The organism is Streptomyces sp. NPDC041191 (genome assembly GCF_055591945.1).
Genome location: NZ_JBVIZC010000005.1, coordinates 325726 through 344732, shown reverse-complemented (window position 1 = coordinate 344732; position 19007 = coordinate 325726). Strand labels below are relative to the sequence as shown.

The window sequence follows — 19007 nt, the reverse complement described above, 5'->3', positions numbered from 1 at the left end:
CGTCATGCGCACCCTGCCCACGGCCGCCGCCGTCACCGGCGCCCTCGTCCTCGCCGCCTCCCTCACCGCCTGCGGCGGCCCGTCCGCCGCCTCCGACGAGAAGGTCGTCACCGTCTACAGCGCCGACGGCCTCAAGGGCGAGGCGGGCGACGGCTGGTACGACAAGGTCTTCGCGGACTTCGAGAAGCAGACCGGCATCAAGGTCAAGTACGTCGAGGGGGGCTCCGGCGAGATGGTGCAACGCGCCCTCCGCGAGAAGAGCAACACCCAGGCCGACGTCCTCGTCACCCTGCCGCCCTTCATCCAGCAGGCCGGCTCCAAGGGGCTGCTCCAGGCGTACGCGCCGCGGGGCGCCGACCGGGTGGACGGCGCCGACAAGGCCGCCGACGGCACCTGGACCTCCGTCGTCACCAACTACTTCGGCTTCGTCCACAACAAGAAGGAGCTGCCGACGGCCCCGAAGACCTGGGAGGAGCTGCTCGACGCGAAGTACAGGAACCGGCTCCAGTACTCCACCCCCGGCGTCGCGGGCGACGGCACCGCCGTCCTCATCAAGGCCGTGCACGACTTCGGCGGCCGCGAGCCGGCCATGGAGTACCTGAAGAGGCTCCAGGCCAACAACGTCGGCCCGTCCTCCTCCACCTCCAAGCTCGCCCCCAAGGTGGACAAGGGCGAACTCCTCGTCGCCAACGGCGACGTCCAGATGAACTTCGCCCAGGCGAAGTCCATGCCGAACCTCGGCATCTGGTTCCCGGCCAAGGGAGACGGAAAGCCCACCACCTTCGCCCTGCCGTACGCCGCCGGCCTGGTGAACAAGGCCCCGCACGCCGAGAACGGCAGGAAGCTCCTCGACTTCCTGCTGAGCGAGAAGGCCCAGCGCGAGGTCAGCGCCGTCGGCGGCGGCTTCCCCGCCCGCGAGGACGTCAGGCCCACCGACGCCAACGCCGTCGCGCTCGCCAGGATCATGGAGGGCGTCGAGGTCTTCGAGCCGGACTGGGCCGACATCGAAAAGAACCTGACGGCGTACGTCGACGCGTGGAAGACCGCCACCGGAAGCTGAGAGTTCACCGTACGGCTCTGGAACACCCGCGCGGATCGCGGAAGGATAACGGGTACGGACCCAACGCCCCTGCGCAGCCAGGGGCGTTGATCCGTGTCCGGAACCTTTCCGCCCCCTTCACGGAGGACTCCGACATGCCGCTCACCGGCATCTCCCGCCGCACCGTGCTCACCGCCGCAGGCGTCACCGCCGCCGTCGCCGCCACCGGACTCGCCACCGGCCCCGCGGCCCGGGCGGCCACCGCCGCCGTCCCGGTGCTCCCCGACGGCACCAGCAAGGACAAGGTGCTCGTCGTCGGCATGGACGGCCTGCGCTACGACCGGATCGACGCCGCCAAGGCACCGAACCTCAAGTCCCTGATGGCGAAGGGCACCTACGGCCGCTCCCTCCTCTACGCCAACCCGATGGCCGCCACCTCCTCCGGCCCCGGCTGGTCCACGATCTCCACCGGCGTCTGGCCCGACAAGCACGGCGTCAGGGACAACACCTTCACCGGCAAGAACTACGGCCGCTACCCCGGCTTCCTCGCCCGCCTGAACCAGGTCCGCCCCGGCCTCTCCCTCTTCGCCGCCGTCGACTGGCCCGAACTCGACACCCACGGCACCGTCACCCCCGGCGCCGACGCCAAGCTGGTCTACGACAACAACTACGTCGTCAACGACAGGGTGATCACCGACATCACCGAGTCCGTCCTGCGCGACCAGAACCCCGACGTCCTCTTCGTCTACTTCGGCGAGACCGACGAGATCGGCCACAACTACGGCGCCGCGCACGCCAAGTACCTCGAAGCCATCGACGTCCAGGACGCCTACCTCGGCCGGCTCCTCGCCGCGATCGAGGCCCGCCCGTCGTACGCCACGGAGCGCTGGACCGTCATCGTCGCCACCGACCACGGCCACACCGACGCCGGCGGCCACGGCGGCTCCGGCATCGAGGAGCGGCGCACCTTCGTCCTCGCCCAGGGCCCCGGCATCGCCGCCGGCGCCCGCCCGATCGACACGCGCCTGGTCGACGTCGCCGCCACCGTCTTCCACCAGCTCGGCATCGTCCCCGACCCGTCCTGGGGCCTGGACGGCAAGCCGGTCCAGGAGCGCTCCGCCGACCCCTTCGACACCCTGTACGGGTCGCTGGGCGGCCGCGTGGACGAGACCGGCATCCCCGCCGGGATCCTCGGCTTCACCCACACCGCGCCCAGCGGCTGGTCGGTCGTCAACAACGCCATGGGCACCGGCGGCGTGACCGAGTGGCGCGGCTGGTCCTTCACCACCGACGAGTTCTGGACCCGCGCCCAGCGCGACCAGTCCCGCGAGCTGAACGTCCGCGCCCGGGGCGTCTTCGCCGTCGCCGACTCCGACGAGTGGGCCGACAAGGGCTTCTCCGGCACCTTCGACTCCACCCTGGTCACGCCCGCGCACCCCGTGTCCGGCGCGTCCTCGGTCACCCTCGGCTTCACCACCCTCTACCGGCAGGAGGGCGCGCAGACCGCCCAGGTCCTGGCGAGCTTCAACGGCGGCACCCCGACCGTGGTCAAGAGCTACACCGCCGACGTCCTCTCCCAGCCGCAGTCCCTCACGGTCCCGGTCCCGCCCGGCGCCTCCACCGTGAACTTCCGCTTCCGCTACACCGGCGGCAACAACTGGTACTGGACGGTCGACGGGGTGCGGATCACCGCGTCCTGACCCTCCCGGGGGCGCCGCCGCGGCGGTGGCGGCGCCCCGCGCGGTCACGGGACGCGTGTGCGCCCCCCGGCGCGGCTGGTATGACTGACGCATGCAGGAAGAGACAGCGCGGTCCGCGATCGACACGTTCCTCTCCGCCTTCAACGCCTCGGACGACAGATACGTCCCCGCGCTGCTCTCCCGGTCCCTGACCACGGACGTGGTCTTCTGGGGGCCGCTGGGCCGCAGCGAGGGCATCGAGGCGGTCGAGCGGTTCGTGCTGGACATCCGGCACCACCCTGCGGGGACCGGGACGATGGTGCGCTGCTCGGCGGTGGACATGCCCGACGAGTGGGCCCGGTACCGATGGGCCTTCACCACGCCGGACGGAGGCCCCCGCCTGGCGGGAACGGACGTCGTCCACCTGCGGCGGAGCCTCATCGACCAGGTGATCGTCTTCGCCGGGGAGATCGAGCCGGCCGTCTCCTGAACGGCCCCTCCCCGGCGCCCTCCTCCTTCCGGACCGCCCTTCCGGGGCCGTGCGCGGAGCCCCGTTTCCGGCCCGGCCCGGCGCGGGCGGTCAGGGCCTACCCTGGGGGCGTCGCCACAGCGCAGTCGCGGCGCCCAGCACCCCGCACACATGTACGGCAGGAGTCCCGCACCCATGGCAGAGCGCAAGCCGATCGAATCCTGGCTCACCGACATGGACGGCGTCCTCATCCACGAGGGCGTGCCGATCCCCGGCGCCGACGCGTTCATCAAGAAGCTGCGGGAGACCGGGAAGCCCTTCCTGGTCCTCACCAACAACTCGATCTACACCGCCCGCGACCTGCACGCCCGTCTCGCCCGGATGGGTCTCGACGTGCCCGTCGAGAACATCTGGACCTCCGCCCTCGCCACCGCCAAGTTCCTCGACGACCAGCGCCCCGGCGGCACCGCGTACGTCATCGGCGAGGCCGGTCTCACCACCGCGCTGCACGACATCGGCTACGTCCTCACCGACCACGACCCGGACTACGTGGTCCTCGGCGAGACCCGTACGTACTCCTTCGAGGCGATGACCAAGGCCGTCCGGCTCATCAACGCGGGCGCGCGCTTCATCTGCACCAACCCCGACGAGACCGGCCCCTCCCTGGAGGGCCCGCTCCCCGCCACCGGCTCGGTCGCCGCGCTGATCACCAAGGCCACCGGCAAGGAGCCGTACTTCGCGGGCAAGCCCAACCCGCTCATGATGCGCACCGGCCTCAACGCGATCGGCGCCCACTCCGAGACCAGCGCCATGATCGGCGACCGGATGGACACCGACATCCTGGCCGGTCTGGAGGCGGGCATGCAGACCTTCCTCGTCCTGACCGGCCTGACGACCCGGGCCGAGGTGGACCGCTACCCGTTCCGCCCGTCCAAGACCGTCGACTCGATCGCGGACCTCGTCGACCGCGTCTGACCCCTCCCGGGGGTCCCGGCCCGGACACCCGGCCGGGTCCCCCGGGATGCGAGGAGCGCCGGAACGGGTGACCCTGCCAGTACCAGGAGGTCACGATGCGTTCAGGCTCCATTGCTCTCCGCGCCGCAGGGGCGGCCTTGGTGTTCGTGCTGGCCCCGTCGGCGGGCGGCGCGCACGCCCACGACGGGGTGGGGGTCACCGTCACCCCGTCCGCGGCCTCGCCCGGCGACGACCTGGACGTCCGCGTCCTGGGCTGCGCGGGGGCGACCGGCGTCGCCACGTCCCCCGCGTTCGCCGCCGCGGCCGAACTCACCGGCCGGGACGGCGGGCACTCCCCGCTGTACGGCGACACCGGCGTGAAGGCCGGACTGGAGAGCGGTACGTACCCGGTCGACGTGGTCTGCGACGGCCACCGGCACCGGGACGCCGGTGTCGTGCGGGTCGGGGGCCGCGAGCCGGCCCGGGTCGCCCCGGTCCGCGCGGGCGGGGGCGCCGCCGTCTTCGCCGCCCCGGCCGCTCCCGGCGTCGCGCAGGCCGCCGGCGAGAACGGCCTCGGCACTCCGTACACCGTGATCGGCCTCGGCCTGGCCGCCGTCGCCGCCGTGGCGGTCGCCTTCCGCAGCTCCCGCCGCCGCGACGACGGCCCCGGTGCGGGAACGGCGGACTGAGAACGGAAACGACGAAGGCCCCTCACCACCGGTGAGGGGCCTTCGCTCTGCGTGCGCCGCCAGGGACTCGAACCCCGGACCCGCTGATTAAGAGTCAGCTGCTCTAACCAACTGAGCTAGCGGCGCCTGCTGACAGAGAGAACTCTACCCGACGTGGAGACGTGCTCCTGACCAATAACCGCCCCTCCGGCCTGTCGGATGGTCTTATCAGTCCTCCGATCGGTCAAAATGCGACTTGTCCGGACAGTTGAGACATGGCCGTCCCCGGGCGGCCGAAGAGATCTTGACGAGTGTGGAGGGGAAGCGCATGAGCGTGCTGGTCTTCGAGGAGTTCGAACCGGCGGCCGACTGCGGCTGCCCCGGCTGTGCCCGGCAGCGGCGCGACCTCGCCCTCGGCCTGCCGGTCCGGTCGGGCGGCCACCCGGCCGCGCACGGCGCCCGCCGCGCCCTGGTCCTGATGACGGCGGCGGGCGTGGTCCTGGGCGGCGGCGGGGCCGGGGCCGCCGCCTTCCCCCGCGCGCCGGACCCGTTCGTCCCGGCGGACACGGCGCCGGGCGACGGGACGGACCCGGCGGACGCCCCGGCGGGCACGGCGACGGCCCCCGCGCCGGCCGGGACGGTGCCGGACACGCCGCAGGGCGGGCCGGAGCCGCTGTACGGCGCGCCGGGTTCCGGTCCCCGTCCGGCCCCCGGCGCCACCCCGACGGCGGGGCAGGTCGTGACGGGGGAGGCCGCGACAGGACAGGTCGTGACGGGGGAGGCCGCGACGGGACAGGCCGCGATCGGCACGGCGCGCACGACGACCCGCACCGAGATCATCAACCGCGCCAAGGGGTGGGTCGCCGCACAGGTCCCGTACTCCATGACCGCGTACGGGGCGGACGGGTACCGCCAGGACTGTTCCGGCTACGTCTCCATGGCCTGGGACCTGGGCCGCAACGAGTGGACCGGCAGCCTCGGCGCCTTCGGCGAGCGGATCGACCGCGCCGACCTCCAGCCCGGCGACATCCTGCTCTTCCACGACCCGGCCGACCCGTCCCGGGGCTCCCACGTCACGATCTTCGGCGGCTGGACCGACTACACGCACACCTCCTACCTCGCGTACGAGCAGACCAGGCCGCACACGCGAAAACAGGCCACGCCGATGGCGTACTGGGAGAACAGTGACCGGTACGTGGCCTACCGGTACAAGGGCCTGGAGACCACCGGCGGCACCGGGAGCGGGGCGGAGCCCGTGGCGACGCCCTTTCCCGGCGCGGCGGCGTTCGGGCCGGGCGCGGACAACGCGTACGTCACCCGGCTCGGGAACCTGCTCGTCGCACGCGGCGGCAAGAGGTTCTACAGCCGGGGGCCCGGCCCGAAGTGGGGAGAGGCGGACCGGCGGGCCACCGAGGCGTTCCAGCTCGCGCAGGGCTGGCGGGGCAAGGAGGCGGACGGCCTGCCCGGCCCCGACACGTGGCGGCTCCTCGTGACCGGCGGCGGCAGGGACATCGGCGGTTCGAGTGGTTCGGGCGGTCCGGACGCGCATGCGCCGGCGTTTCCCGGGCGTGGCTCCTTCCGTCCGGGACAGTCCAACGCATATGTGAAGAAGCTGGGCGAACAACTGGTGAGGCGGGGCTTCGGCAAGCACTACCTGTCGGGACCCGGTCCGCGCTGGACGGAGGCGGACCGCCGCAACGTCGAGGCGTTCCAGCGGGCACAGGGCTGGCGCGGCGGAGCGGCCGACGGCTATCCGGGCCCGGAGACCTGGCGGCGCTTGTTCCGATGAACCGAGAGCATGAGGTGGACCCCGAATGACGGCACCGACCCCGAACCCCGCGGACTCCGGAGCGGCGGCCTCGCGCGACGCGGCCCGCACGGCCAGACGCCTGACGGACGGCACCCTCCCGCGCACGTCCCCACCCCCGGCCGGCCGGTCCGCGACGGCCGGGACCATGGAGGGCGGACCCGTGACGAACCGGTCCGAGGGGGCCGGACTCATGACGGCCGGACCCGTGGAGGCCGGGCCCGCGACGGCCGGGCCCGCGACGGCCGGGCCCGCGACGGCCGGATCCGTGGAGGCCGGACCCGTGGCGATCCGGCCCGTGGAGGCCGGGGCCCTGACGACGGTCGAGGCTCCGGTGACCCCGTCCCCGGCGGACCGGGTCCCGGCGGACCGGGTCCCGGCGGACCGGGTCCCGGCGGACCGGGTCCTGGCGGACCTGGCCCCGTCGGACCTGGCCCCGGCGGCTCCGCTCCGGACGCCGCCGGAGGAGCGCCCGGCACCGGCCCCCGTTTCCGGTACGGGGCCCACTCCTGTCTCCGGTACGGCACCGGGCCCCGTCCCCGCCACGGCGGCCGCTCCCGGACCGGACACGGTGTCCGTCGTACCGGAGCCCCCCCGTACCGAAACCGCCCCGGCTCCCTCGCCGGAGGCGGCGAAGGAGACGGCGACGGCCCCGACGGCGGAAGAGATCCCGGTGGTGGAGGAAGCCCCGCCGCCGGAAGAAGTTCCGGCGGCGGAAGAAACCCCTGTGGCGGAAGAGGCCCCGGCGCCGGAAGAGGGCCCGGCTGCTCAGGGCCCCGAGGAGTCCCCGCCCCCGTCCCCGCCCCAGGCCGTGGCCTCCGCCTCCGCCGTCGAGGGCCGCCCCGCGCCGACCGGGAAGCCAGGCGTTCCGGCATCCCCGGCGGACGAGCGCGCCCCCGCCTCCGAGGCCCCCGCCACCACTCCCGAGTCCTCCGTCCCCGAGTCCTCCGTCCCCAAGGACCTCGCCCCTCCCAAGGACCTCGTCACTCCCGAGAGCCCGGCCCCCGGGATCCTGGCCTCCGAGGCCCCGGCCCCAGGGGCCCCCGCCACCCCCGAACCCCCCGCCACCCCCGAACCCCCCGCCTCCGAGGCGGCCCCCCCTCCAGTTCCCCCCGCTTCCCCGGCCTCCCCCGCCCCTCCTGTCTCCCCGACCTCCCGGCCCCCCGCCGCCCCGGACTTCGCCCGGATCAGGGGGGCGAAGGTCGCCACCGTCGCCGTGCCCGTGGCCGGTGTGGTGCGGGTGGCGCGGCGGAGGAACGTGATCGGGACCGACACCACCGGCTCCATCCCGGTCCACCTGCTCTTCCGGGACGAGCCGGGGGCCGCCGCCCGTACCGCGGCGGACGGCGACGGGGGGCCCGACACCGTCGCCATGGCCGCGCCCACCCCCGTGCGGAAGGACCGTGCGCCCGCCGCCCCGGGCCCGTCGGGACCCCGGGTCCCGGGGCGGACCGAGCAGGCGCCCGAACCCCGGCCCCGTACGAAGGCCAGGTCCAAGGCCCGGCACGCGGCCCCGCTCCTCTCCACCCGCCCGGCCCCCACCGCCGACCCCTCCCTCGTCGAGCGTCCCGCGACGGCGCTGCCCGGCTGGGTCGGGCTGACCGCCGGGGCCCTGGCGCTGCTCTGGTGCGCGGCGGTCGTGTGGTGGACGGGCGCGGTGCCCACCGGGGCGGCGCGGGCGCTGGGGCTGCCGGACCGCCCGTACCTCGGCGTCCGCCTCGGCCACTGGTTCTTCCTCGGCATGGGGCTGGCGGCCGCGCTCCTCGCGTTCGGCGGCCTCGGCCGGGGCCGGGTCGGGCACGCCTGGGTGCTGACCCTGTTCGGCGACTACCGCGGCACGGTCCGCCGCACCGGCCTGGTCTGGGTCGGCCCGCTGCTGCTGCGCCGCCGGGTGGACGTACGGCTCCGGCACTGGCGCAGCGAGCCGCTGCCGGCCGTGGACGCCAAGGGCACCGCGCTCGACGTGGTGGTCCTGGTGGTCTGGCGGGTGCGGGACACGGCCCGGGCGGCCCTCGGGGTGGAGGGGCACGAGCAGTACCTGCGGGAGCAGGTGGAGGCGGCGGTGGCCCGGGTGCTCTCGCAGCTCCCGGCGGACGCGTTCCACGAGGACGCGCCGACGCTCCGGGACGCGGAGGCGGTCGGCGAGGCCCTGACGCGGATGCTGTCGGCGGAGTGCGCCCCGGTCGGGCTCGACGTCTTCTCGGCGCAGCCGACGCGGATCGAGTACGCCCCCGAACTCGCGGCGGCGATGCGGCGGCGGCGGATCGCGGCGCTCGACGCGAAGCACCGGGACAGCATCCTCACGTCGGTCGTGGACGCGGTGGACGACGTGGTCCACCGGCTGACCAGTCGTGGTCTGGTGGAGCTGGACGACTACGAGCGCAAGGTGCTGGTCAAGGACCTGACGGTGGCGTTCTACACGGGCCGGACCGCTCCCGCCGAGGGGGCGTGAAGGGATGGACAGGGTCAACTTCTCTCCCTACCTTGGTACTTGGTCCAGACCAAAGTGAGCCATCCGTGGTGCGCCTCCACCCGCGACAGCGGCGGTGACGCGCCACGGCCGGCCCTGCCCGCACGCGTGCGCCAAGGCCCGACGGAACCCCCCCCACGTTCTCTGGAGCGACAGCATGCGCAAAAAATCAGTCGGAGCGACGGTGGTGGCGCTCGGCGTCGCCGGTGTCACCCTCCTCGGCACCGGCACCGCCGGCAGCCACGGCTACACCGACTCGCCGATCAGCCGCCAGAAGCTCTGTGCCAACGGCACGGTGTCCAACTGCGGCAACATCCAGTGGGAGCCGCAGTCGGTCGAGGGGCTCAAGGGCTTCCCGGCCGCCGGACCCGCGGACGGCAGGATCTGTTCCGGCGGGAACGCCCCGTTCGCCGAACTCGACGACCCGCGCGGCGGCACCTGGCCCGCGACGAGCCTCACGGCGGGGCAGAGCTACACCTTCCGCTGGCAGTTCACGGCCCGCCACCGCACCACCGACTTCAAGTACTACATCACCAAGAACGGCTGGGACCCGACCCAGAAGCTCACCCGGGCCGCCCTGGATCCCCAGCCGTTCCTGACCGTCCCCTACAACAACCAGCAGCCGCCGGCGACCCTCTCGCACTCCGGGACCGTCCCGGCGGGCAAGACGGGCCGCCACCTCATCCTGGCGGTGTGGACGGTCGCGGACACCGCGAACGCCTTCTACGCCTGCTCGGACGTCAAGTTCTGACGGAACACCGTCACCCCGGCCGGGGCGCGAGCCGCGCCCCGGCCCCCCGGGGCGAGGGTGTTCGGTGCGCGGGACACGACGAGAAGGCCCCCCGCTTTCGCGAGGGGCCTTCTCCGTCGGTGCGCCGCCAGGGACTCGAACCCCGGACCCGCTGATTAAGAGTCAGCTGCTCTAACCAACTGAGCTAGCGGCGCCGGCTGACAGAGAAAATACTACCCGGTCCCGCGGAGTGCTCCGGACCACCTCGCGGGACGGCCGTCAGATCGCCAGCGAGAGCACCACCGGGGCGGCCCTGCGGTTGAGCGTGTCCGCCGCCGCGCGCAGCCGGTGGGCGTGCTCGATCGGCAGCGAGAGCGCCAGGCAGCCCACGGCCGCGCCCGCCGTCAGCGGCACGGCGGCGCAGACCGTGCCCACCGCGTACTCCTGGAGGTCGAGCACGGGGACGGTGGCCGGCTGGCTGTCCAGCTTGGAGAAGAGGACGCGCTCGCTGGTGATGGTCCGGGAGGTCAGCCGGGCGATCCTGTGCCGGGAGAGGTGGTCCCGCCGCCCGTTCTGGTCGAGCTGGGTGAGCAGGCACTTGCCGACCGCGCTGGCGTGCGCCGCCGAGCGGAAGTCGACCCACTCGTTGACCTTGGGCGTGCGCGGGCCGTCCGCGAACTGGGTGATCTTCACCTCGCCGTCGATGTACCGGCTGATGTAGACGGCCGCGCCGACGGAGTCGCGCAGCTCGGTCAGGGTCTCCTGGAGCTTGGCCTCGAGGGCTTCGCGGCGGGTCGTGCCGGAGCCGAGGAGGACGAGGGAGTCCCCGACCACGTACGCCCCGTCGGCGACCTGCTCGACGTACCCCTCGCGGCGGAGCATGAGGAGGAGCGAGGACAGGTGGGCCACGGGGAGGCCGGTCTCGCGCGCGATCTGGACGTCCGTCACTCCGCCGCCGTGCCGGGAGATCGTTTCGAGTACGCGCAGGGCGTACTGCACCGAGTGGAACGGCGCGGTGGGCTCGGGCTTCAGCGCCACGGTTTCCCCCTACCAGGTTGTGACCGCTAGCTTTCGTCCCAAGATAGCCGCCAAGGACCCTTCGGAGGGGGGCTGTTGGCGAGAATGACGCGGACGGTCCGGCCCGTACGCTGGGCCGCGCCACGCTGGCATATGCCGGTGTCATTAGTTTCAGGCAGAACCTCAGGTCAGGGACCTGCGCGGAAGCCCTCGTCCGTGCGTTCGACCGGGGGAGAGGAAGAGATTTTTCGCGGAGAAACGGTTCCGGCGCCCCTCTCCCCGGTGGCCGGGAACGCACGCGTCCCCTCGCGCGCCGGGGACGGCGCCCCGCGGGGGAGGGAAGCGGGGCGGGAGGGGCGGGAACAAGGAGCGGAATAAGCGGAGCCTCCCTCCTGTTCTTCCCCTCATGCATTCACGAGCGTGCCGAGGAGGGTTCCGACGGTGACCGACACCATTCGAGGAGAGGTGCGGGGCACCGCGCCCGTACCGCTGTCCGTACTGGACCTGGTGACCGTCGGCAGCGGGCGGACCGCGAGCCAGGCCCTCGCCACCAGCGTCGAGCTGTCCCGGCTCGCCGAGCGGCGCGGCTACCACCGCCACTGGGTGGCCGAGCACCACTCCATGCCCGGGGTCGCCTCCTCCTCCCCGGCCGTCATCCTGGCCCACCTCGCCGCCCACACCCGGCGCGTCCGGCTGGGCTCGGGCGGCGTCATGCTGCCCAACCACGCCCCGCTCGTCGTCGCCGAGCAGTTCGGCACCCTGGAGGCCCTCGCCCCCGGCCGGATCGACCTCGGTCTCGGCCGCGCGCCCGGCACCGACGGTGCCACGGCCGCCGCCCTGCGCCGCACCGACCGGCTGAACGAGGGCGCCGACGACTTCCCGGAGCAGCTCGCGGAACTGACCCGTTTCCTGGACGACGACTTCCCGGACGGGCATCCGTACGCCCGCGTCCACGCCGTGCCCGGACCGGTGCAGGGTCCGAAGGGGCGTCCGCCGGTCTGGCTGCTCGGCTCCTCCGGCTTCAGCGCCCGGCTCGCCGGCCTGCTCGGGCTGCCCTTCGCCTTCGCCCACCACTTCTCGGCCAGGAACACGATCCCGGCGCTGGACCTCTACCGGGAGTCCTTCCGCCCCTCGGCGGTGCTCGACGCCCCGTACGCGCTGATCGGCGTCGCGGCGCTCGCCGCCGACGAGGCGGAGCAGGCGCGCCGCCAGGTCCTCACCGGCGCCCTCTCGATGCTGCGGCTGCGCACGGGCCGGCCCGGCCTGGTGCCGACGCCGGAGGAGGCGGAGGCGTACTCCTTCAGCCCCGCCGAGCGGGAGTTCGTGGACGGCTGGCTGGCGAACATCGTGTACGGCACCCCGGACGAGGTCCGCACGGGCCTGGACGACCTGCGGAAGCGGACGGGCGCCGACGAGCTGATGATCACGGCCAACGCGCACGGCGGGGAGGCGCGGCTGCGGAGCTACGAACTCATCGCCGACGCCTACGGCATGCCGGAGCTTTCCGAGTAGTCCGGACGGCCCGGCCGCCCGGCCCCGGACCGGCGCCCGCCGGGCGGGCCGCGGATTTCCGGAACGGGTGGTTCATCGTCGAACGAATCCCGGATCTTCCCTAAGGGAACCTTAAACCGCTCGTCACCGAGGGTGGCGGGCGGTTCCGTCATGTGCTGCACCCCTCCGACGAGGGCTTTCCTCCGGCGATTGGTCTAGTCCTCAATTTGGTTCAGACCATTGACTCCCCGTTCGCGCGGCGGCTATCACTGCTTCCACTCCTGTACGGCACCACCCAGTACCCCCCACCGGAGGCCGCACGTGCACCCCCGCAAGTCACTGATCGCCGCGCTCCTGGGCTCGGCCCTCGCCGCAGGCGCGCTCACCGCCACCGCCGGCACCGGCCCCGCCCGGGCGGCCGGTACGCCGACCGCCGCCTCCACGGGCGACGTGCGCATCGCGTACTACGACCAGTGGAGCGTCTACGGCAACGCGTTCTATCCCAAGCACCTCGACACCCGGGGCATCGCGAGCCGGCTGGACGTCATCAACTACTCGTTCGGCAACATCCACCCCACCGACCTCACCTGTTTCGAGGCCAACAAGGCCGCGGGGGACGACAACAACCCCAACGCGGGTGACGGCGCGGGCGACTCGTTCGCCGACTACCAGAAGTCCTTCGGCGCGGCGGACAGCGTCGACGGCGTCGCCGACACGTGGAACCAGCCGATCGTGGGCGTCTTCAACCAGTTCAAGGAGCTGAAGGCGAAGTACCCCCACCTGAAGATCAACATCTCGCTCGGCGGCTGGACCTACTCCAAGTACTTCCACGACGCCGCGAAGACGGACGCGAGCCGCAAGAAGCTCGTCTCCTCCTGCATCGACCAGTACATCAAGGGCAACCTGCCGGTCGAGGGCGGCTTCGGCGGTCCGGGCTCGGCGGCCGGCATCTTCGACGGCATCGACATCGACTGGGAGTACCCCGGCTCCTCCGGCGGCCACCTGGGCAACCACTACGGCCCCGAGGACAAGCAGAACTTCACGCTCCTCCTCGCCGAGTTCCGCAAGCAGCTCGACGAGCACGGCAAGGCCAACGGCGGCAAGAAGTACCTGCTGACCGCGGCCCTCCCGGCCGGCCAGGACAAGATCAAGTACATCGAGACGGACAAGATCGGCGCGTACCTCGACTACGCGAACATCATGACGTACGACATGCACGGCGCCTGGGACGGCGACGGGCCGACGTACCACCAGTCCCCGCTGTACCCCTCCCCGGACGACCCGACCGACCCGATCGCGCCGGGCACCGAGAAGTACACGATCGACTCCGCCCTCGACTCCTGGATCGACGGCAACCCGGCCTACGGCATCGCGGGCGGCTTCCCGGCCGGCAAGCTGACGCTGGGCTACGAGTTCTACTACCGCGGCTGGAAGGGCGTCCCGGCCGGGACCACCAACGGCCTCGCGCAGACCGCGACCGGCGGCTCCAACCCCCGCCCGCTCAGCCAGCAGGCCGGCATCGCGCACTACAAGGAGCTGGGCGGCATCGTCGACAACCCGGCGACCACCTTCTGGGACGACCGGTCGAAGTCCTCGTACTTCTACAAGGACGGCGAGTTCTTCACCGGCCTGAACCAGAAGTCCGTCCAGGCCCGGGTCGACTACGGCAAGCAGCGCGGCCTGGCCGGCGCGATGATGTACTCCCTGCTCGGCCTGGACGAGAACGCCACCCTCCTGAAGCAGATCAACACCGCGCTCGGCACCGCCACCACGCCGCCCACCACCCCGCCGACGACGCCTCCCACGACGCCGCCGACGACGCCCCCGACCACCCCGCCCACCACGCCCCCGACGACGCCGCCGACCGGCTGCGGCTCGGTCCCGGCGTACGCGGCCGGCACGGTCTACAACGCGGGCAACGAGGTCTCCCACAACGGCCGCAGGTACAAGGCCAAGTGGTGGACCCAGAACGAGACCCCCGGCACCACCGGCGCATGGGGCGTCTGGCAGGACCTCGGCGCCTGCTGACGGCCTGACCCCCACGACCGCCGCTCCTCCCCGGCCGGCCGCTCCCCACGGCCGCCGCGTCCCCCCACGAGCACCGCCCCCGCCCGGACTGTCCCTCCGGCCGGGGGCGGTTCCACGTCCCGGACCGGCGCCCGTACGGCGGCTCAGACCGGCAGCGGCTCCGCGCCGATCAGCTCCGCGATCCGCTCCGGGGTCACCGCCCGCGAGTACAGCCAGCCCTGCCCCGTGTCGCAGCCGATCCGCCGCAGCCGGCCGGCCTGCCCGGCGGTCTCGACGCACTCGGCGGTGACCGTGAGCCCGAGCCGGTGCGCGAGCTGGACGAGCGCCTCGACGATCAGCTCGTCCGCCGGGTTGGAGTGCTCCTCGTCCTGGAAGCCGCGGACGAAGGAACCGTCCAGCTTGAGCACGGAGACCGGCAGCCTGCTCAGATAGGCGAGGTTGGAGTACCCGGTGCCGAAGTCGTCGATCGCGATCCGCACCCCCATGTCGCTCAGCGCCCGGAGCGCCTGGAGCGGCCGGCCCGCCGAGCCCATCACGGCGGACTCGGTCAGTTCGAGCTGGAGCAGGTGCGGGGCCAGGCCGGTCTCCGCGAGGATGCCGGCCACGTCCGCGACCAGGTCGGAGTCCCAGACCTGCCGGACCGCCACGTTGACGCTCACGAAGAGCGGGCGCTCGCGCGGATGGTCCTTCTGCCACTGCCGGGCCTGGTGGCAGGCGGTGCGCAGGACCCACCGCCCCAGCTCCACGATGGAGCCGTCCTCCTCGGCGATCCCGATGAACCGGTTCGGCGCGAGCGGGCCGAAGCGCGGGTGGTGCCAGCGCACCAGCGCCTCCACCCCGCGCACGGCCCCGTCGGACAGGTCCACGAGGGGCTGGTACTCCAGGGCGAACTCCCCGCGCTCCACGGCCGGCCGCAGGGTGGAGGAGAGCGCCTGCCGGGTCATCCGGTGGGCGTTGCGTTCGGGGTCGAAGAGGGTCCAGCGGGCCTTGCCGTCGGCCTTCGCCCAGTACAGCGTGGTCTCCGCGGCCTGCATCAGGGCGGTCGCCGTCGTCTCCTGCCCGGAGCGCTCGACCACGCCGATCGAGGCGGACACCGAGAGCCGCTGTCCGGCCAGGTCGAAGGGGGCCCGGAGCGCTTCGAGCACCGAGCGCGCCAGGTCCGCGAGCTGCTCCGTGCCGGTGGAGTCCTCGACCACGATCGCGAACTCGTCCCCGCCGAGCCGCGCCACGAGGTGACCGCCGCCCCGGGGGCGGCCGTCGCCGTCCGCGCACTCCGTCAGCCGTTCGGCGACGGCGGCCAGGAGCCGGTCGCCGACCCGGTGGCCGAGGGTGTCGTTGACCGCCTTGAAGCCGTCGAGGTCGATGTAGCAGAGACCGATCCGGCCCGTCCTGCCGTGCCCGTGCGGCTCGTGGGGTTCGTACGGCACGTGGGACCCGTGCGGTTCGCGCGGCGGTCCGGCGTCCTGCCGGGCGGTGGCGTCCAGGGCCGCCGAGAGGCGCTCGAAGAAGAGCGCGCGGTTGGGCAGCCGGGTCACCGGGTCGTGCGCCTGGAGGTGGCGCAGCCGGGCCCGGAGCTCGCGCCGGTCGCTGATGTCCGCGACCGACAGCAGGACCCGGCGGCTGCCGGGCACGGGGGCGACGGTGACCTCGGCCCACAGCGGGCGTCCGCCGGGCCGCACGAGGCGCCGGGTGCAGCGGAGGCGGGAGCGGCGGCCGCGGAGCACCTCGCGGTACGCGTGCCACGTGCGCCCGTCCGAGGCGAGGTCCACGAGGTCGGCGGCGGCCCGCTCCCGGAGCGCCGCGGCTCCGGTGCCGAGGAGGGCGCCGAGGGAGTCGTTGGCGGCGACGACCACGCCGTCCTGGTCGACGACGGCCATGGCGAGCCGGGCGATCCGGAAGGCGGCCCGGTAGTCGTGGAGTTCGGCCGCGCCGCGCTCTTCGTGACGCTCCGTGAGGGTGGGGTCGGTCCCGGGCGGCACCGGCCGCTCCCGGCGCGCCGGTCCTTCGGGGGTTCCGCTCACCGCTCGCTCCCGTGGTGCAGTCGGGCCGGTCGCAGGGGACGGGACGGTCGGCCGAGGAAGAGTGAGCCGATCATAGGGCCAGGCCGGGCGGCCCTTCCAGCCGCGCGGGGCCGCCCGGGTCCGCCCGGCCCCGCGACGCGCTCCGCCGGACCACCCGCCCGACCGCTTCTGTCCAGCTCTGACGCGGGTCGATGACGGGGTGATCGAATGTGACTTTCCGTAAACCTGTTCGTGTTCGTGTCGCGTCGACCTCCTGGCGTGTCCTCACCCGACCGGGTCAGCGGAAATGTGCGTAATGATGCAAATCATCACAAGGTGGGTGAGGTGTCCCGCATTCGTGATCCGGAGGTCCACGTGAGGCGTCAGCAGCCACCCGGGGGAGGGGGACCGCCCGGGGGAGCGGAGCCGCCGGGCGGCGCGGGACCCTCCGGGGGCGCGGGAGCGTCCGGAAGGACGGGGCGTCCCCGCCTGCGCGCCGGGGCGGCCGTCTTCACCTCGCTCACCGCGCTGGCCGCCACCACCCTCGTCACGGGCCCCGCCGTCGGCGTGCCCTCCGCGGTCCCGTGCGCCCTGTCCCGCACCTCGGCCCACCACTCGCTCGGCCTCGACACCTGGAACGGCTCGTACCCCCGCCCGGGGGGCACCCTCGACGCGGTCATGATCTTCCTGTCCTTCCCGGACGCCGAGCCGCTCACCGGGCCGGCCGAACTCGCCGCCGACCACTTCCCCGGCACCAGCGAGTACTTCGAGCGCGCCTCCTACGGGCGCTTCACCCTGCGCCCGCACCCGCAGGACGTCTGGACCCCGATGCCGCGCGAATCCGGCGCGTACGGCATACGGCGGGACTGGGACACCGGGAAGCGGGCCATGTACCTCCGGGACGCCGTCGCCGCCGCCGACGCGAGCGTGGACTTCTCCCGGTACGACATCGTCTACCTGGTCGCGGACCCGGACGCGCCGGGCGTGGACTCCGACGCGACCAAGGTCGTCAACCTGGAGCGCCCGCTGGAGGCCGACGGCGCCGAGATCAAGCGGGTCGTCACGGTCTTCGAGCGGCACCCGCCCGACCGGAACGTCCTCGCCCACGAGACCGGCCACGTCTTCGACCTGCCGGACCTCTACCACCGGCCCGAGGACGGCAGGGGCGACTGGGACACCCACGTGGGCGACTGGGACGTCATGGGCAGCCAGTTCGGGCTCGCCCCGGACCTCCTCGGCTGGCACAAGTGGAAGCTCGGCTGGCTCTCCCGCGCGCAGGTGGCCTGCGTCCGGGGGACCGGCCCCGAGGTGGTCAGCCTGGAGCCGGCCGACGCCCCGCGGGGACCGGGGGGCACGCTCGGCACCCGGCTGGCCGTCGTCCGCACCGGCCGCGACAGCGCGCTCGCGATCGAGGCCCGCAGCGACGCCGGGAACGACGCCGAGACCTGCACGGAGGGCGTGCTCGTCTACCGGGTCCGCAGCGGTACGGCCTCCGGCGACGGGCCGGTCGAGGTCGTGGACGCGCACCCCGACACCGAGGCGTGCGGGGACCGCTCGGTCTACCCGCCGCTCGCGGACGCCCCGCTGGAGGAGGGCGAGACCTTCACCGTGCCGGACACGGACGTCCGGATCGAGGTCACGGGCCGCACGGCGTCGGACGTCTGGACGGTCAGGATCACCCCGGGGAAGGCGGACTGACCGCGCCCCGCCGGAACACGAAGAAGCCCCCCGCTTCCGCGAGGGGCTTCTTCCGTCGGTGCGCCGCCAGGGACTCGAACCCCGGACCCGCTGATTAAGAGTCAGCTGCTCTAACCAACTGAGCTAGCGGCGCCTGCTGACGTCGTAGACATTAGCACCCGGATCGGCGGGAGGAAAAATCGATACCCGCACGTCGGCGGCGGCGGCCGCCCGCGCGGCCCGCACGCAGGCCCAGAGGACGACCTCGGGGCCGGGCAGCCACGGGTGCCGCGTGTCGGGGGCCACCAGCCAGCGGGGGCCGGTGGTGCCGGACGGCACGAGCGGCGGCACGGTCACCGCGTCCCCGCGCCCGTGGCAGAGCGGCCGGGGCACCGTTCCGGCCCTTCCCCGGCCGTCCCGCCCGGAGGCGGCGTCCGCCTCCCAGTCGAGCAGGGCGGGCAGCCGCTGGGCCGTGCCCGGCACGGTGAAGAGCATCATCCGGCCCCGGTGGACCGCGACGGGCCCCGAACCCGGGCCCTCCGCCCACAGCCGGTCCAGCATCCGGCGCCCGAAGACCTGGTCCACGCTGACGACGTCGAAGACCGTCCCGCAGGGCAGCGTGGCGGGCGAGGCGGGCCGGGACTCCCAGTGGGTGAGCGCGGCGCCCCGGCCGGCGGCGGCCGAGGCCAGCCAGGCGGCGCCGTCGGCGGTCACCCGGGCGGTCTGGTGCCGCCCCTCGTCGTCGTCCCGGAGGAACCGGAACACGTCGTGCGGGGTCTCTTCGCGCAGCCACGTCGTCATGCCTCCAGATGTACCCGGAGTGACGGAGCGGTTTCCGAGAGTTCGCGAAATCCCGGACAGGAGGGGTGGCCGAGGGGTATCGTGCGCACTCGGCATATGCCAGGGGCGGTTTTTGGTCACGGGGCGCGACTTCGAGCCGTACGCGCGTCCCCTCGCCCCGGCCCGTACGGCGCGTCC

Annotated in this window: 14 protein-coding genes and 3 tRNA genes; 11 read left to right on the top strand and 6 right to left on the bottom strand. The window is 73.5% G+C overall.

Going from position 1 to position 19007, the window contains the following annotated elements; genetic code table 11:
- Positions 1-4 precede the first annotated feature (4 nt).
- The 5 genes from ACZ6AQ_RS12695 (at position 5) to ACZ6AQ_RS12675 (ending at position 4830) form a co-directional block, all read left to right on the top strand.
- Positions 5-1060 carry a 2-aminoethylphosphonate ABC transporter substrate-binding protein gene (locus ACZ6AQ_RS12695; protein ID WP_468759629.1) on the top strand — a complete coding sequence of 352 codons (1056 nt, stop codon included), beginning with the start codon at positions 5-7 and terminating at the stop codon, positions 1058-1060.
- Positions 1061-1194: 134 nt separating this feature from the next.
- Positions 1195-2739: an alkaline phosphatase family protein gene (locus ACZ6AQ_RS12690; protein WP_468759628.1), complete on the top strand. Its 1545-nt coding sequence runs from the start codon at positions 1195-1197 to the stop codon at positions 2737-2739.
- Positions 2740-2830: 91 nt separating this feature from the next.
- Positions 2831-3208 (top strand): nuclear transport factor 2 family protein, encoded by a 378-nt coding sequence (locus ACZ6AQ_RS12685; RefSeq protein WP_468759627.1) that lies wholly within the window; start codon positions 2831-2833, stop codon positions 3206-3208.
- A 174-nt stretch (positions 3209-3382) separates the two neighbouring features.
- A complete protein-coding gene (locus tag ACZ6AQ_RS12680; RefSeq protein WP_388690272.1) occupies positions 3383-4162 on the top strand; it encodes an HAD-IIA family hydrolase in 780 nt (259 codons plus the stop codon).
- Positions 4163-4302: 140 nt separating this feature from the next.
- Entirely contained in the window at positions 4303-4830 is a 528-nt protein-coding gene (locus tag ACZ6AQ_RS12675; protein WP_468759826.1) for a hypothetical protein, read from the top strand.
- 52 nt (positions 4831-4882) lie between these two features.
- On the opposite strand, the gene ACZ6AQ_RS12670 is transcribed toward ACZ6AQ_RS12675, so the two are convergent.
- A tRNA-Lys gene (locus ACZ6AQ_RS12670) sits at positions 4883-4956 on the bottom strand.
- A gap of 181 nt (positions 4957-5137) precedes the next feature.
- Between ACZ6AQ_RS12670 and ACZ6AQ_RS12665 the strand changes: the two genes are divergently transcribed.
- The 3 genes from ACZ6AQ_RS12665 (at position 5138) to ACZ6AQ_RS12655 (ending at position 9837) form a co-directional block, all read left to right on the top strand.
- Positions 5138-6598, top strand: a complete 1461-nt coding sequence (locus ACZ6AQ_RS12665) for a peptidoglycan-binding protein (RefSeq protein WP_468759626.1) — start codon at positions 5138-5140, stop codon at positions 6596-6598.
- Between the two features lie 181 nt (positions 6599-6779).
- Positions 6780-9068 (top strand): SPFH domain-containing protein, encoded by a 2289-nt coding sequence (locus ACZ6AQ_RS12660; RefSeq protein WP_468759625.1) that lies wholly within the window; start codon positions 6780-6782, stop codon positions 9066-9068.
- Between the two features lie 175 nt (positions 9069-9243).
- On the top strand, positions 9244-9837 hold the full coding sequence (locus ACZ6AQ_RS12655; RefSeq protein WP_388690264.1) for a lytic polysaccharide monooxygenase auxiliary activity family 9 protein: 594 nt from the start codon (positions 9244-9246) through the stop codon (positions 9835-9837).
- A 120-nt stretch (positions 9838-9957) separates the two neighbouring features.
- Here the strand turns inward: ACZ6AQ_RS12655 and ACZ6AQ_RS12650 are convergent.
- Both ACZ6AQ_RS12650 and ACZ6AQ_RS12645 read right to left on the bottom strand, forming a co-directional pair.
- Positions 9958-10031 (bottom strand) — tRNA-Lys (locus ACZ6AQ_RS12650).
- Positions 10032-10095: 64 nt separating this feature from the next.
- Positions 10096-10854: an IclR family transcriptional regulator gene (locus ACZ6AQ_RS12645; protein WP_388690263.1), complete on the bottom strand. Its 759-nt coding sequence runs from the start codon at positions 10852-10854 to the stop codon at positions 10096-10098.
- Between the two features lie 420 nt (positions 10855-11274).
- Here ACZ6AQ_RS12645 and ACZ6AQ_RS12640 point away from each other — a divergent pair, with 420 nt between their 5' ends.
- Both ACZ6AQ_RS12640 and ACZ6AQ_RS12635 read left to right on the top strand, forming a co-directional pair.
- Positions 11275-12345, top strand: coding sequence for an LLM class flavin-dependent oxidoreductase (locus ACZ6AQ_RS12640; RefSeq protein ID WP_468759624.1), 1071 nt, complete (start codon positions 11275-11277; stop codon positions 12343-12345).
- A 300-nt stretch (positions 12346-12645) separates the two neighbouring features.
- Entirely contained in the window at positions 12646-14352 is a 1707-nt protein-coding gene (locus ACZ6AQ_RS12635; protein ID WP_468759623.1) for a glycosyl hydrolase family 18 protein, read from the top strand.
- Between the two features lie 143 nt (positions 14353-14495).
- On the opposite strand, the gene ACZ6AQ_RS12630 is transcribed toward ACZ6AQ_RS12635, so the two are convergent.
- Positions 14496-16373: a putative bifunctional diguanylate cyclase/phosphodiesterase gene (locus ACZ6AQ_RS12630; RefSeq protein ID WP_468759621.1), complete on the bottom strand. Its 1878-nt coding sequence runs from the start codon at positions 16371-16373 to the stop codon at positions 14496-14498.
- Between the two features lie 324 nt (positions 16374-16697).
- On the opposite strand from ACZ6AQ_RS12630, the gene ACZ6AQ_RS12625 reads away from it, so the two are divergent.
- Positions 16698-18050, top strand: coding sequence for a M6 family metalloprotease domain-containing protein (locus ACZ6AQ_RS12625; RefSeq protein WP_468759619.1), 1353 nt, complete (start codon positions 16698-16700; stop codon positions 18048-18050).
- Positions 18051-18109: 59 nt separating this feature from the next.
- Here ACZ6AQ_RS12625 and ACZ6AQ_RS12620 read toward each other — a convergent pair.
- A tRNA-Lys gene (locus ACZ6AQ_RS12620) sits at positions 18110-18183 on the bottom strand.
- Entirely contained in the window at positions 18174-18830 is a 657-nt protein-coding gene (locus ACZ6AQ_RS12615) for a hypothetical protein (RefSeq protein WP_468759617.1), read from the bottom strand. The genes ACZ6AQ_RS12620 and ACZ6AQ_RS12615 overlap by 10 nt, the downstream gene beginning before the upstream one ends.
- Positions 18831-19007: the final 177 nt, after the last annotated feature.

Coding starts and splice junctions, on each gene's coding strand:
- ACZ6AQ_RS12655 (WP_388690264.1), top strand. CDS start 9,244: ATGCGCAAAAAATCAGTCGGAGCGACGGTGGTGGCGCTCGGCGTCGCC.
- ACZ6AQ_RS12665 (WP_468759626.1), top strand. CDS start 5,138: ATGAGCGTGCTGGTCTTCGAGGAGTTCGAACCGGCGGCCGACTGCGGC.
- ACZ6AQ_RS12695 (WP_468759629.1), top strand. CDS start 5: ATGCGCACCCTGCCCACGGCCGCCGCCGTCACCGGCGCCCTCGTCCTC.
- ACZ6AQ_RS12615 (WP_468759617.1), bottom strand. CDS start 18,830: ATGACGACGTGGCTGCGCGAAGAGACCCCGCACGACGTGTTCCGGTTC.
- ACZ6AQ_RS12690 (WP_468759628.1), top strand. CDS start 1,195: ATGCCGCTCACCGGCATCTCCCGCCGCACCGTGCTCACCGCCGCAGGC.
- ACZ6AQ_RS12680 (WP_388690272.1), top strand. CDS start 3,383: ATGGCAGAGCGCAAGCCGATCGAATCCTGGCTCACCGACATGGACGGC.
- ACZ6AQ_RS12685 (WP_468759627.1), top strand. CDS start 2,831: ATGCAGGAAGAGACAGCGCGGTCCGCGATCGACACGTTCCTCTCCGCC.